This is a genomic window from Shewanella sp. SM55, from assembly GCF_025654025.1.
In the GTDB taxonomy this organism is placed as follows: domain Bacteria; phylum Pseudomonadota; class Gammaproteobacteria; order Enterobacterales; family Shewanellaceae; genus Shewanella; species Shewanella oncorhynchi.
Genome location: NZ_JAKKRS010000016.1, coordinates 1 through 15291, shown reverse-complemented (window position 1 = coordinate 15291; position 15291 = coordinate 1). Strand labels below are relative to the sequence as shown.

Sequence of the window (15291 nt, the reverse complement as noted above, 5' to 3'; positions counted from 1 at the left end):
ATGGCAATTCTCCTAGCTTAAGCTGCACTTACGCTTTAACAATCTGACAGAGTGATGCCTTGGTTTCCTGCATTTGTGTCACAGGGTCATAACCATAGGTCAGCGCAGTGTTACAAGATTCACCAATAACGTAAGGCACTGTTCCCTCTGGATAATTAGGCGCTAAACTTTCTCCGTGCATCACACCCGCAAAGTGGTATGGCATAAAGGTAACGCCGGGTTTTACCCTTGGGGTAACCATGGCTTGCACCTTAATACGGCCACCTTCGGCGCCTTCTAACCAGACGTCTTCACCGTTACGAATGCCGCGATCGGCAGCGTCGGCAGGGCTTATCTCAACGAACATTTCCTGTTGAAGTTCAGCCAGCCAAGGGTTGGAGCGAGATTCTTCACCACCACCTTCGTATTCAACCAGACGACCCGATGTCAGTACCAACGGGTACTTGCCGCTCATGTCTTTGTCTTGGATAGACTTATACAGCGTAGGGAGACGGTGTACTTGCATGTCGTCATAGGTTGGGTATTTTGCCACTAAGTCACGACGTGCTGTGTATAACGGTTCACGGTGTACAGGGACTTGGTCAGGGAAAGTCCATACAATACAACGAGCTTTAGCATTACCAAAGGGGATACAACCGTGCTTGATTGCCACGCGCACTATGCCGCCTGACAAATCTGTTTTCCAGTTTTTACCTTCGGCTTCCGCTTTTTCTTCCGCCGTCAGATCATCCCACCAACCCAATTGTTTGAGCATATCGGCAGTAAATTCTGGGTAACCGTCTTGAATTTCAGCGCCTTTAGAATAAGTGCCATCGGCTAAAATGCTTTGACCCTTATATTCAACACCGTAACGGGCACGGAAGTTACCACCGCCGTCTTTAACGTGTTTGGCTTGGTTATAGAGGATCTGAGTGCCAGGGTGTTTAGCCTCTGGCGTGCCCCAACATGGCCAAGGTAAACCGTAGGTTTCGCCTTTAGCTGGGCCGCCTGCGGCTTCCAACGTCTTGTTGCTGAAAGTGCCCCAGTTTTGGGTGTGTAACTTGATACGCTCAGGGCTTTGACCTGTCATACCGATAGTCCACATACCGCGGTTGATTTCACGGGTGATTTCTTCAATCACAGGTAAACCATTTTCAATCGCGATGCGTTTAGTGTACTGCTCGGCAATACCCAGTTTTTGGGCTAAACGGTACATGATTTCGATGTCGGTTTTAGACTCGAACAGTGGCTCGATGACTTGCTCACGCCACTGGATAGAACGGCCTGAGTTAGATACTGAACCGTGAGTCTCAAACTGAGTTGCCGCAGGCAGCAGATATACGCCATTCTTACGACGGTGCATAACACCTGCCATCGTTGGGAATGGGTCGACAACGACGACTGTGTCCATCTTGTCTAAGGCATCACGCACTTCACGCTGACGGGTTTCAGTGTTGACCGATTGTCCCCAGAAAAACGCCATACGGATATTATCTTTCTGCGCTAACTTGCTCTTATCTTCTAACACACCATCGTGCCAACGAGAACAAGGGATACCCGGTGTCGTCATTGGATCTTTGCCAAGGTAGGCTGTTTGATCGAAACGACCTTTCACCCATTCCATGTCCAGATCCCAAACATGGGTCCAGTGACTCCATGCTGCAGAGGTCAAACCGTAGTAACCGGGTAAGTTATCAAATAACAAACCTAAGTCAGTTGCGCCTTGTACGTTATCGTGGCCACGGAAAATGTTAGTGCCGCCACCTGAAACGCCCATGTTGCCCAGTGCTAATTGCAGAATACAATAAGCGCGAGTGTTGGCATTACCCACGTGGTGTTGAGTTCCACCCATACACCAAATCACAGTGCCAGGACGGTTATCAGCCATTAATTTAGCCGCTTGATAAACCTCGGCTTCGCTCACGCCAGTGATGTTTTCGACTTCTTTAGGTGGGAACTTCTTCACTTCAGCACGGATACTTTCCATCTCGAAAACGCGGTGCTTGATAAAGGTTTTATCTTCCCAACCATTTTCAAAAATGTGCCATAACATACCGTAAATAAACGGAATATCAGTGCCTGGGCGAATTGCACAATGCAAGTCTGAATGCGCTGCAGTGCGAGAGAAACGTGGGTCAACGACGATGATTTTGGCGTTGTTTCTTTCTTTAGCGATCAGAATATGTTGCATCGAAACGGGATGCGCTTCTGCTGGGTTTGCCCCGATCAGGAAGATGGCATGAGCATTCTGGATATCGTTGAAAGAGTTTGTTTGCGCACCGTAGCCCCAAGTGTTAGCAACACCGGCTACAGTGGTAGAGTGACAAATACGAGCTGAATGGTCGACGTTGTTTGTGCCCCACATAGCCGCCAATTTGCGGTACATGTAACAACCTTCGTTAGAAAACTTAGCGCTACCCATGAAGTACACTGAGTCTGGGCCAGATTCTTTACGAATGTTGAGCATTTGGTCGCCCACTTCGTTAATAGCATCTTCCCAAGAGATTTTTTTCCACTTGCCATCAACCAATTTCATTGGATATTTCAGGCGTTTTTCACCATGACCATGCTCACGCAGTGCAGCACCTTTCGCGCAGTGACCACCAGCGTTGAATGGATGGTCGAATGCGGGTTCTTGGCCCGTCCACACACCATTTTGTACTTCGGCATACAGGCCACAACCGACGGCGCAGGCACTACAAATAGTACGTTTGATTTCGATTGGCGCATCATGCGGCACTTCTTTGGCTTCGACACGACGCATCATGCCTGTGCCCATCAGAGATGCTGCGGCAATACCACCAGTAGCGATACCTGCGTGCTTCATAAATTGACGACGGCTGATGCCTAACGCCGGTTTGTCTGCCACTGTGGCAACATTGGACTTGCGAGTTAACTTCATCGCTGACTTCTCCTAGATTAGCTGCGCAAGCTATCGTAATAGCTGCTGATATGCGCAGTTTCGTGGTAACCCTTTGACTCTTTAGTGGTTACCTTGCTGCTCTCGCTGACCTGTGCCACGCTCATGCCGGTTGCGGCAATGGCGGCACCCGCTACGCTGCCGACGGTGAGCGCTTTGAGCAAAGATCGGCGAGATAAATCGCTGGGTTGCTGCTTCATGCTGACTCCTGAAATTAGGGTTTAGTTTTTGAGATCGCACGGCTTTTTGTGGGGTTCATCTTGTTATCAAAAAGTGAAGATTAGCGGCGGAAAAGATAATGAAATCATCTTGTTTACCATCAATCATCGCGCGTGACGGCAATATAGTAGGAAAGGGTTGAGTAGGAATTGATCTAGGACAGTTTGCAGCCCTGAAATCTGCGGCCGTTCTCTTAAAGCGTTAACTCGCTCATAGTTTAGTGAACTACTGGGGAGGATGGCGTTGGCGGATTTTTGTATCTCGCTGTTTCAGTTGTTAATTTTTTGTGCTTTTGAATTAATGCGATGGGTATCAGTGCGAATAAAAAACACCCCGCGATGCGGGGTGTTTTGAGGATGTAAAAGCTGCGGTTTAACTTAGTCTTTATACTTTAAGCTGCCGTTGGCTTTGATTTCGTCATACCAGAGATTATGGTGCTGGATTGCCCAGTTTTCATCACAATAGCCTGACTTCATACACTCCATACCGCCTTCGCTCAGTACGGTCGCCATCCAAATATGCACTATAGTAAAGGCAATCAAGATAATGGCGCTGATAGAGTGGATCAGCAGCGCGCCCATAGAGGCTTCGCGGGGTAAATCCAAGCCTGGCAATACCAACATGATGCCAGATACGCTGATGAATAAACCAAACAACATCAGGGTCCAGAACCACATTTTTTCACCGGCGTTAGCGAAACCACTGTCAGGGTGCTTACCTTTGAACGGGCCAAAGTTGATATAACCACCTACCACTAAAAACCATTTCAAATCATACATCTTGAAGGTTTGTAACGGCATCCATTTCACCACACATACAGCCCAAGCCGCGATAAAAATGGGACCTGCCCAATCGTGGATTGTTTTGCTGCCATAGATCAATGGCGCCCAAAGGTCGGGGCCTAACATTGGCTGTATGACATGCTTACCTAACATTATGGTTAGACCGGTAAACATCAGTGCCAGACAGCTGCTCGCCATGATCCAATGGATCCACAGATCCGCCTTGGACCAGCGCGAAACCATCTTGCCTGAAAAGCCATGACTCAGTTTTGATGGACCATTCACCAGATAAAACAATAAGAAAGCACCAAACACACCTACCACGGCTAGCGCCATTACGGGGGTTAAGTATTCATTTCTCAGTTCTTTACCTTGGTTACCGGCAACGTTAATCAACACCCCAGTATCTATCCCTTTCGCAGTGGTATAGCCGGCATCGCCTGCTTTTACCGCTCGCCAAAGATCGGCATCGCTGGTTTGCGCTTTCGCCTGTTGTTGACTCGATTGCTGATCACTTGCGTGTACTGGGTTTGAGCTCATGACTGAACCTAATCCCAATCCCATGACGAGCACCAACAGAGCAAACAGACTGCGCAGTGATTTGTTTAACTGTTTGTTTAACATTTTCACTCCTTGCCAGAGGTTAGGGATTTCTCCCTAACCCTCGCTCTGCTTAGTTAATCTCACCTGTCTTGGGGTTGTAACCCCAAATCACGTTAGGATTGCCTCGAGAGGCCATACGTTGACGGTAAATGTTTGACACCACTTCCGCATCACCTGCGAGCAGCGCTTTAGTAGAACAAAGCTCAGCACACATAGGTAACTTGCCCTCAGCAATACGGTTAGCACCGTATTTTTTACGCTCAGCTTCGGAGAAGGTTTCTTCTGGGCCACCGGCACAGAAAGTACACTTGTCCATCTTGCCACGACTACCAAAGGCAGTCTTTTTCGGGAATTGCGGTGCACCAAATGGACAAGCATAGAAGCAATAACCACAACCGATACAAGTATCTTTGTTGTGCAGCACTATGCCGTCTTCGGTACGGTAGAAACAATCTGCCGGACATACGGCCATGCAGGGAGCGTCAGTACAGTGCATACATGCCACTGAGATTGAGGCTTCGCCAGGTAGACCATCGTTGATCGTCACCACGCGGCGACGTTGAATTCCCCACTCGAGAGCGGAGTCGTTTTCGTTCTTACATGCAGTGACGCAACCGTTACACTCGATGCAGCGCTTGGTGTCACACAGAAATTTCATGACTGCCATAATGGCTTATCTCCTCATCAAGTAGGTTAGGCTTTGCTGATTTGGCATAGGCTGGACTTAGTTTCTTGCATCTGAGTCACAACGTCGTAGCCATAAGTTAAAATGGTGTTTGCAGATTCGCCTATCACGTAAGGCACTGTGCCTTCTGGATAGTTTTTCGCTAGGCTTTCGCCTTCAAACACCCCAGCAAAGTGGTATGGCATAAAACATTCACCGGCAATAACGCGCGGTGTCACCATAGCCTTAACCGTGATTTTGGCGCCTTCTGGACCATGAACAAAAACATTGTCACCGTCGCGAATACCGCGATCCGCTGCATCAGCAGGGTTCATTTCGATGAACATTTCTTGTTGTAGTTCAGCTAACCAAGGGTTAGAACGGGATTCTTCACCACCACCTTCATATTCCACTAGGCGGCCTGATGTGAGTGCCAATGGAAAGTCTTTAGCAAAATCTTTGTCTTGAATTGACTTATACAGTGTTGGTAAACGTGCAACCATACGATCTTCGTAGGTGGGGTATTTAGCGACTAAGTCACGACGAGGCGTGTAAAGTGGTTCGCGGTGGCGTGGAATATCGTCTGGGAATGTCCATACAATACAACGAGCTTTAGCGTTACCGTAAGGGATACAGCCGTGCTTGATAGCAACACGTTGGATACCGCCGGAAATGTCAGTTTTCCAGTTTTTGCCTTCGGCGTGTTTTTTCTCGTTTTCGGTCAGGTCATCCCACCAACCTAATTGCTTAAGCATATCGGCGGTAAATTCAGGATAGCCATCTTGGATCTCACTGCCTTTAGAGTAAGTACCTTCGGCAAGAATATTATTGCCTTCATGTTCCACACCATAGCGAGCACGGAAGTTACCGCCACCGTCTTTCACATGTTTGGCTTCGTTATACAGAATCTGGGTACCAGGATGTTTCATCTCTGGTGTCCCCCAACAAGGCCAAGGTAAGCCGTAGGTTTCGCCTTTGGCAGGACCGCCGGGGGCTTCTAGGCTATCAGCATCAAAAGTACCCCAGTTTTCTTGGTGCATTTTTAAACGCTCTGGGCTTTGTCCGGTATAACCGATAGTCCACATACCTGTGTTAAATTCGCGGGTGATATCTTCAATCAAAGGCTCTTCACCATTGACTTTAATATGCTTGAATAGCTCTTTATCTATACCCACTTTTTTGGCGAGTTTGTACATGATCACATGATCAGGCAGGGATTCGAACAGGGGCTCTATGACCTTAGAACGCCATTGTACTGAGCGGTTAGTCGCAGAGATTGAACCGTAGGTTTCAAACTGGGTTGCCGCAGGAAGTAAATAAACCCCATCTTGACGTTGGTGCATAACACCCGCCATGGTTGGGAATGGATCGACAACGACGACGGTATCCATTTTATTTAAAGCTTCACGCACTTCACGGCCACGGGTTTCAGTGTTGACCGATTGTCCCCAGAAGAACGCCAGACGAATATTGTCTTTTTGCGCTATCTTGGTTTTATCTTCTAACACGCCATCGTGCCAGCGCGAACAAGGAATACCCGCAGAGGTTTGCGGTTTTTGTCCTAGATATTCGCCTTGATCGAAACGGCTCGCTACCCAATTAGGGTCGAGATCCCACACATTATTCCAATGGGCCCAAGCGCCAGTCGTTAAACCGTAGTAACCCGGTAAGTTATCAAATAACAAACCAAAGTCGGTTGCGCCTTGCACGTTATCATGGCCGCGGAAAATGTTAGTGCCGCCGCCAGGTACACCCATGTTGCCTAAAGCGAGTTGTAACATGCAGTATGAACGGGTGTTCGAGTTACCCACGTGATGCTGAGTACCACCCATACACCAAATAATGGTGCCGGGTTTGGTTTCAGCCATCATTTTGGCGACGCGGTACATCTGCGCTTTTGGTACACCCGCAACCAGTTCAACTTCTTCTGGGGGGTATTTTTTCACTTCTTCGCGGATACGATCCATGCCATAGACACGGTGTTTGATAAACTCTTTATCTTCCCAGCCGTTTTCAAATATGTGCCATAACAGGCCATAAATGAAGGGGATGTCTGTGCCAGGACGGATATGCACGTACTCGTCAGATTTCGCTGCAGTACGGGTGAAACGTGGATCAACAACGATGATTTTGGCACCGCGTTCTTTACCAATCAAAATATGCTGCATGGCAACAGGATGCGCTTCACTGGGGTTTGCCCCAATAAACATGATGCACTTAGAGTTGCGAATATCGTTGATTGAGTTGGTTTGCGCACCGTAGCCCCAAGTGTTAGCAACACCGGCTACCGTGGTTGAGTGACAAATACGTGCAGAATGGTCGACGTTGTTCGTGCCCCACAGTGCCGCGAATTTGCGATATAAATAAGCTTGTTCGTTAGAGAACTTAGCGCTACCCATAAAGTAGACCGAATCTGGGCCTGACTCTTGACGAATTGAAGCCATTTTATCGCCGACTTCATTAATCGCTTGATCCCAAGAGATCTTTTTCCATTTTCCGCCTTCTAACTTCATGGGGTATTTCAGGCGTTTTTCGCCGTGACCATGTTCACGCAGTGCAGCACCTTTCGCGCAGTGACCGCCAGCGTTGAACGGGTGATCGAATGCGGGTTCTTGACCCGTCCATACACCATTTTGTACTTCTGCATACACACCACAACCTACGGCACAGTGAGAACAGATGGTACGTTTGACTTCGGTGGGAACATTATGGCCAATATCTTCTTGGGCCTGTGCTTTACGCATCATGCCTGTGCCCAGCATGGACGCCGCAGCGATCCCTCCTGTGGCAAGACTTGCCGATTTTAAGAATTGACGACGATTGAGACCCAGTGCTGGCGCTTTAGCTTCGACAACCTGGTCTGTTTTGCGGGTTAATCGCATCACACACTCTCCTCTATTTTAGTTTTAAAGCGACGCATAATAGCTACGAATATGGTCGGTTTCGCGGTAGTTCTCACTTTTAGGCTCTGTGGTTGCTGCCGTTTTTGTCGAAGCTAACGCTTGACTACTCACAGTGACCACTGCGCCTGCCGCACTGCCGAGTGCCAATGCTTTAAGCAATTGACGACGGCCCATGTCGGAAGCTGGCTTCTTCATAGTGTCTCCTTGTGTTACTGGATAAGGTGGTACAAACGGCTACCACCTCGGTTATTGTGGAAGCCTAAGCTTCCGTTATTGTTGCTAAGGTGAACATTAATCTCACCTTCGCAGTTTGAACTCATCTCTAACATTTACATTTAGCACGCACATGCCGCGCTATCACTCAGTTTAGTCTTAGTTCATTAACTCTACTGGTTTTGCTAAATCGCTGGTGGCTGGCTGTAAGTCTGCGCTGCCTGGGCAATTGACTGGAATATCTAAGCTTAATTGCTCAAAAGCACTGGCTTCCATTGCAAAAAAAGCTTTTGCTAGCTGTGCAACCGTGGCGTAAAACGCCGCACTTGGCGCTTTGGCTAAATTGTCGCAAAAACGGCCAATCCAGCTGCCGATATGGCGTTGGTAAAAAGCCAATTGGCGATAACTTGGCGCTTCTAAAATCAGGGTTCCCATCACTTCACACAGGGCTGCAACGTGATCTTCGGGTTCCTTGACGTTGTCTTCGCGTTCAAACCCCAGTTGCATTAAGTCTTGGCGTAGCAATGCCAGTGGTTTATCCATCAATGAACCCGTCATAAACCAGCTGCCGTAGGGCAGGATCTCACCGCAACCTACACCGAGGAACAGGGCAAAATACTCGTCTTCTAGTTGTGCGCTGTTGAACTGCTGTGCGGCGAGTTGGAGTGATAACCAAGCTTTAGTCATCTCGTTGTCTTCATTGGCATCAATTTCAAGATTGGCCAAAAAGTGTAGCAGTTCAGTGCTTGGCTGACGGCGCAATAGGGCGGCTAACAGTTGATAGATATCGGCTCTCAACTGATCGTTTTCTGAAACTTGTCTTACTGATTCGGTCATAGCGGATCTCTTATCGCAGTTGCTTTTCAGGATCTTGAAGAATGTCTTCAAACATGTCTTTTACCCGGCAGTCGCCACACATTTTCAAGCGTTCAATATTGGCAGAAAATGCGCTGTGCGCGCCGACCATATCCAGCATCCGATGCACCATAGATTGGGTCGCAAAAGGAGAGCCGCAGCGAATACATTCGAAGGGGGCTTCTTCTTTCAGGGTGTGTTGTTGCTGACGGGCAGCTTTATTAAAGTTAATTTGCGGGGTAAGGCTTATCACTTTTTCAGGACACGCTGCCTCACATAAGCCGCATTGCACGCAGTTTTGCTCGATGAAGTGTAGTGCAGGTTTGTCGCCGCCATCTTGTAATGCCACGGTTGGGCAAATTGCCACGCAGGACATACACATAGTGCACTTTTCTACATTCACACTGACTTTGCCAAAGGGAATATTGCTGAGGCTAAGGCAAGTATCGATTTCACCCGCTTGGCTATTGAGGTGGTCGATCGCTTCAAATAGCGTATTGCGTTTAGTGGTCGACACAAATGCGGCGGGCACGATCACGGGCCAATCTAAGCTGATATCGAGTATCGAATGTAAATCGGCAAGCATGCTCGGGTCGATGAGGCTAATGCGTTGTGGCTGGCCCATTTCATCTAAAATGCTATTGGCTAACGACAGTTCGCCTTTAAGCATTTGCGTTAGGGTTGGCGCTGTTGCGTCTGTGTTGAGGATCAGCACTTGGCGCGCGCCCCAAGCGAGTACTGACAACCAATGATCGACGCTAGAAACGGTAATTTCTTCGAGGGCAACGGGGATGATGTCGCCTGCTAAATCGTCGCTAATAAAGTTGGCGCCGACAGCATTATCGTGGAACAAGATCACTGGTGCGGTTTGGGCTTGCTCGCGGAACCGACTAACGATTTTGTTCAGGTATGAATGCAAAGCTTGCGGCGTAGGTAAATCGTAACTGATGGCACCCGTTGGGCAAGCGCTGGTACAACTGCCTGCGCCGTGGCAAAGATATGGATCGATTTCAATTTTCTTTGCGACACTACTGATCGCATCTGCTGGGCAGAAGTTGAGGCAACGATTACAACCATTGATGCCATTGCGGTCGTGGGCACAGATATCTGAGTTAATTTTGACGTAGCGCGGCTTATCAAATTGGCCGATGAGATCGGGAATTTGCGCGAGGGCATCTTCGAGTTTTTCTGCGTCTTGGCCTACGTAAAAATAGCCGGGTGGCAGCATTTCTAAGTTCAAACAAGCTGCGCTGCTCAAATCGAGCACGATATCGAAATGGGGTTTACGGATTGACACTAAACTGAGTTCGGCAGCACCATCTTGATGTTCAACACTGACTTGGAATTGGCCTAAAAAGCCTTTTACGCCAATGAGTTTGTTGTAATAGCTTTCGACATCAGTTGCCGCTGCCATGACACGTTCTAGGTGCGCTTCATCTTGGCTGGTAATGGCTTCATTGGCTAAAATCACTCTATGGGCCATAGTGGACAATTTGTCCGCGGCGAGGCGAGCCAGATCTTCTGGGCCAATAATAAGAACATTGCCTTCGGTGGTATAGCTGACAGTTGGCGGGATCAGATTCTGCAACATCTGAGTTTGCGTTAATACCTGTTGTCGCGCTTGTTTTAACGCTTCTTGGGTTTGATTGGTCATCAAATAAGTGCTCACATTGCGTTCCTGAACAGTACTTTGGCTGTTTCTTGTTTTACTGTATCTGGGCAGATTTAGGCGGCTGGTAATAAGTAAGTCATTGCCTTTTCTGCTTTTATCTAAGCTTTTTTATATCTTAGTACAGCAATTCACATACCAAAGTTACGGACATTAAAATTAGCTAAACTGACGTTAAACAACTCGGGTATGTACCTGAGCTAAGGGCTCTGGTGCATTTTGGGGTAGGTCATCAGTCTCCCCATCCAAATTGTCCGTTATCGGCTCAGCTGCCCATTCGACTTCGACTTCATTAGTCTCATGAGTTGTTGTTTCGCTTACATCAAGACTCGTGGATGGATTGCTTTCTTCAGTTTGTTTGGCTAAAACAGCTGATTCTTCATCCGAGGTCTCGCTGTCTTCGGCTATGTAACGGAAGACTTTTTGCATCAATTCAGCTGAGACTTCTGCACTGAGTTTCGGTTGATTACTGTAATCGAGTGCATATTCCAAAAGCCCATCTATCTCGTTGAAATGCGGTTGTTTCCACAGTGCACGTAGCGCTGCTGATTTAGCCGCAGGGTCAACATTGGCGCCCATAAAACTCGCAAAGCTGCCGCCTACTTCAATTTCGTCGGGATTGGGTAAATCCGCTGCAGTGAGGATGCGATTAGGATCGTCATGCTCTGCAGTATTAGGTTCAAAGGCTGACTCTGTGGGCTGAAGCTGCTCAACTGCCATAGTAGGCTCGGCTACGATGGCCTCCTGAGGTGTGATTTCCCCGTCAGCCTCCCGCGCTTCCTCTGCTGCAACTTGTTCGCGCCGTTGGTTCCAGCGACTCAGTAGCCCGCCTGTTTTTTGTATGGATTCAGCCATTAGTCCCTCCGCAATGGATCGTGACTTGGGCCTTGATTATTACGGCCATCGACATGTTTACGGCGATGAGCGGCAATTTCGACTTCACCATATTGGGTGATAAAAGCTTCAATCCAACAAGCAATAGCTTTTGGCATCAATAAGTTGAGGACAGGGGTATTGCCCTCAAGGCAACCCGCCGCGACATTCTGATCCGCCGATAATGCCGCAGGTATCCAAGTGCCATCGGCCGTTTCATCACATACTAAATACAGCATGGCGTTATCTAAATCGAGATTGAGGCGATAGCTGGCGCGTTCGTCTTTGTGCAGTTCGAGTAGCACTAAGGTTGCATCGTCTGGGGCTTGATGGGTGGCGGGAAGTAGGTGATCAATTTCCCATTGTACTGAGGTCCAGCGGCCAACTTGCTTCTCTACTTTCTTGAGTGAAACGTACATAGGCCAAACACTAGTTGTATGTTGCATTGTCTCTCCGTCTCAGCCGTGTTGATGGACAAACCGTAGAGTGAACGGTTCGGTTTTACCAACAAATTGCGATAAAAGGTCACTGCAATATTGGTGCCAGTAAACATAGTGGATTAGTTTGAGCTAGATCATCAAAAACACCCTATAAATTGGACATTTTGTCCAGTACAGGATTTTGTTTGGGACATAAAAGGGCTAATGAAAAATCAGCATTGCGGCAGATCACGCATTTAACCCCAATTTTTATGTCTAGGTATAAATATTGCTATGCTCTGGCCATGACTCGTTAAGCGGTAACATTATGATCTCTGAAAATATCACTATTCCTGATAACAACATGAGCACAGATAGCGAAATAGCGGCAGCCAATCCTTCTCAAAAAACTCAGCATCAGTGTTCTTTTGTGAGAACTCAAGTGGAAGTACCGCTAACCATTGCTGTAAAAGCAGTGAATGAAGCCGGGGAAGTGATGGATAAATTTGTCGCCTGCGAACGTCCGCTTACCGTGTATTTGAACTGGCGACCAATAGTGACACTTATGACCCTAGGGGCGAAACCTGAGTCACTGGCGTTAGGTTATCTTAAGAACCAAGGCTTTATTTCGGATGTGAGCTTACTGGACTCTGTTATCGTCGATTGGGATGTGAGTTCTGCAGCCGTGGTTACCCGTGAACAAACCGCCGATCTGGATGAGAAACTCTCCGAAAAAACGGTGACATCAGGCTGTGGTCAAGGCACGGTTTATGGCAGTTTTATGCAAGATTTAGACGGCATCAATTTACCAACGCCAAGTCTTAAGCAAAGCACCCTTTATAGCTTATTGAAAAATATCAACGAATATAATGAAACCTATAAAAATGCGGGTGCTGTGCACGGTTGTGGCTTGTGCGAAGACGATAAAATTATGGCTTTCGTCGAGGATGTTGGCCGTCATAATGCCGTAGATACTTTGGCTGGGGATATGTGGCTGACTCAGGATCGCGGCGATAATAAGATATTTTATACCACTGGCCGCTTAACTTCGGAAATGGTGATTAAAGTCGCCAAAATGGGGATCCCTATTTTGCTATCACGCAGTGGCGTGACTCAGATGGGCTTAGCACTAGCGCAGCAGTTGGGTATTACTATTATTGCCCGCGCCAAAGGTCGTCACTTTTTGGTGTACCACGGTAGTGAAAATCTGCAGTTTGATGCCAATACGGCTCCTTAGCCCCAAGTTAGCTAAGACAGTAATGCTAAGACTTACATGCAGTAACGAAGAATAAGACAAGGAAACAAGATGACGTCTGCCAGTGAATTGGTCTACATGAGCGCGAAGCAAGTGGCTGAGTATTTAGATCTTAATGAGAAAAAAGTCTACGCCATGGCTAATGACAGAATTCTCCCCGCCACTAAAATCACCGGTAAATGGCTATTTCCGAAAGTGTTAATCGACCGTTGGGTAATGGATTCTTGCCACAGTGGCATGCTGACCGACCGTTTATTGATCACTGGTAGTGACGATCCACTATTATCTATGCTGGTGGCGCGTTTGATGGCGCAAGTTGGTAGCCGTGAGTTGATAAGCTACAGCGCAACAGGTTCACGCTTAGGGTTAGAGTTGCTTGCTAAAGGTTATGCCGATGTGTGCACCTTACACTGGGGTAGCATGGAGGATAGAAATATTCGCCACCCAGCTTTACTTAAAGGTTATAACAATCATCAGCAATGGATCATGGTGCATGGTTACTCCCGTCAGCAAGGGTTGATCATGCGTGCCGATATGCACCACAGATGCCAAGAAGAAGATAAAGTCGTGAACTTGCCTTGGCGTTGGGTGAGTCGTCAGGGGGGCGCAGGTAGCCAACAGCACTTAGAGCATTGGTTGTTAAAGCAAGGTGCTCGCTTAGATCAACTTAATGTCGTGCTAACTGCCTATAGTGAACGCGAGTTGGCGGGTTATATCGCTAGGGGGGATGCCGATATTGGTTTTGGTTGTCAATCTGTGGCTTTGGAAAGTGGTTTAAGTTTCGTGCCGCTGATTAAAGAGTCTTTCGATTTCGTTATGCCGCAAAGTATTTACTTCCGTCGTCAACTTCAACAACTTTTTACTATGTTGGCGAGCGGTCACTCGAGGCAAATGGCGGCACTACTTGGTGGCTATGATCTTACAGACTGTGGACAACTGCTATGGAGTGCGAGCTAATCCACTCAACTCGATAATGGATTAAGGTGAATAGAGTTGAATGGTCTCTGAACTACTTATTACTGCTACTACATGCTGATATCTAATGTAGTCAGCTACTAACGAATAAGTATCAAAGAGACCCTCTTTCTATTGCGGATTACGTCGTTTCGACTTTCTATGGTGGGTTGGTGGGAGGCAACTACTATATATAGGTAAAGTATCTTTATCGCCAAATACACTCAGAGTGTCATCTTCTTCTGTTGTTCCCCGTCATTCTCCCATTAACGACTCTATATAAAAGTGGAGGTGAGATATTCCGGTTCGAGCAGCCGTTATTCTCATTTAAATCTGATAGCATTCATGCTCATGATCCCTTTGTCTTGATACTGTACGCTGGCAATCAATTAGGCCAAATTACAGATAAAGCGCTATTTTGTGGATAACTTTGGGGGTAAGTGGTGTGTATCTTGTGGCTAGATTAGATAATTAGAATTAACTGCAAATTTCCTTAAAATAGGGGTTGCACAAAATTCTCTGCTGCCTATAATGCGCATCCACTGACACGGCAGACAGCGAAAGCAGGCTGACGAGTTAGGTTGAATTGAGTAGCTTTTAAGCACTTAATTCAAGCGCAGCAAGAAGTTGTAAAAAACTCCTTGACGCGAAACGGGAAATGCGTAGAATACGCAGCCCTAGCCAACTGGAAGCGTTCGACGCTCAGTGTGGTACTCAAGTTCTCTTACGAATACTGAGTTGCTCTTTAACAAGATAAAACAAGAAATCTGTGTGGACACTCACAGGTGTTGAGTTAATCGAAACTGCTTAACCTTCGGGTTGGCAGTCAAAAATTTAAATCAATGTAACAATGAGTGTTCATAGTAATATGTACAGTTTGTTTCTTTAGTTAGAAACAAAAAATCAGAATTCATTGAGCCGCTGAAGTCGCAAGACGGAAGCAACAAAACTTTAATTGAAGAGTTTGATCATGGCTCAGATTG

The 15291-nt window shown here is 47.3% G+C and carries 12 protein-coding genes; 2 read left to right on the top strand and 10 right to left on the bottom strand.

From position 1 onward, the window contains the following. Positions 1-28: 28 nt before the first annotated feature. From L5L91_RS17885 to L5L91_RS17840, 10 genes are all read right to left on the bottom strand, one after another. A complete protein-coding gene (locus tag L5L91_RS17885; protein ID WP_263162299.1) occupies positions 29-2881 on the bottom strand; it encodes a molybdopterin-dependent oxidoreductase in 2853 nt (950 codons plus the stop codon). Between the two features lie 17 nt (positions 2882-2898). Continuing rightward, the gene (locus L5L91_RS17880; protein WP_105250556.1) at positions 2899-3099 is read right to left on the bottom strand and encodes a twin-arginine translocation signal domain-containing protein; all 201 of its coding nucleotides are present in this window, start codon (positions 3097-3099) and stop codon (positions 2899-2901) included. A gap of 396 nt (positions 3100-3495) precedes the next feature. Further along, complete coding sequence (locus tag L5L91_RS17875; RefSeq protein WP_113940318.1) at positions 3496-4524, bottom strand: formate dehydrogenase subunit gamma; 1029 nt, start codon at positions 4522-4524, stop codon at positions 3496-3498. A 49-nt stretch (positions 4525-4573) separates the two neighbouring features. After that, positions 4574-5170, bottom strand: a complete 597-nt coding sequence (gene fdh3B / locus L5L91_RS17870; protein ID WP_006083566.1) for a formate dehydrogenase FDH3 subunit beta — start codon at positions 5168-5170, stop codon at positions 4574-4576. 26 nt (positions 5171-5196) lie between these two features. Next, on the bottom strand, positions 5197-8049 hold the full coding sequence (locus L5L91_RS17865) for a formate dehydrogenase subunit alpha (protein ID WP_219235014.1): 2853 nt from the start codon (positions 8047-8049) through the stop codon (positions 5197-5199). A 24-nt stretch (positions 8050-8073) separates the two neighbouring features. Next, on the bottom strand, positions 8074-8265 hold the full coding sequence (locus L5L91_RS17860) for a twin-arginine translocation signal domain-containing protein (RefSeq protein WP_113940320.1): 192 nt from the start codon (positions 8263-8265) through the stop codon (positions 8074-8076). A 177-nt stretch (positions 8266-8442) separates the two neighbouring features. Next, positions 8443-9120, bottom strand: coding sequence for a molecular chaperone (locus tag L5L91_RS17855; protein ID WP_263237325.1), 678 nt, complete (start codon positions 9118-9120; stop codon positions 8443-8445). Positions 9121-9130: 10 nt separating this feature from the next. Continuing rightward, positions 9131-10792: a 4Fe-4S binding protein gene (locus tag L5L91_RS17850; protein WP_263182720.1), complete on the bottom strand. Its 1662-nt coding sequence runs from the start codon at positions 10790-10792 to the stop codon at positions 9131-9133. Between the two features lie 189 nt (positions 10793-10981). Continuing rightward, a complete protein-coding gene (locus L5L91_RS17845; RefSeq protein WP_263182586.1) occupies positions 10982-11662 on the bottom strand; it encodes a DUF3306 domain-containing protein in 681 nt (226 codons plus the stop codon). Further along, a complete protein-coding gene (locus L5L91_RS17840) occupies positions 11662-12126 on the bottom strand; it encodes a DUF3305 domain-containing protein (protein ID WP_105250549.1) in 465 nt (154 codons plus the stop codon). Before L5L91_RS17840 ends, L5L91_RS17845 begins: the two co-directional genes overlap by 1 nt. Positions 12127-12463: 337 nt before the next feature. On the opposite strand from L5L91_RS17840, the gene L5L91_RS17835 reads away from it, so the two are divergent. Both L5L91_RS17835 and L5L91_RS17830 read left to right on the top strand, forming a co-directional pair. Continuing rightward, positions 12464-13336 carry a formate dehydrogenase accessory sulfurtransferase FdhD gene (locus tag L5L91_RS17835; RefSeq protein WP_263182718.1) on the top strand — a complete coding sequence of 291 codons (873 nt, stop codon included), beginning with the start codon at positions 12464-12466 and terminating at the stop codon, positions 13334-13336. A 69-nt stretch (positions 13337-13405) separates the two neighbouring features. Next, entirely contained in the window at positions 13406-14311 is a 906-nt protein-coding gene (locus L5L91_RS17830) for a helix-turn-helix transcriptional regulator (RefSeq protein WP_006083558.1), read from the top strand. Positions 14312-15291 lie beyond the last annotated feature (980 nt).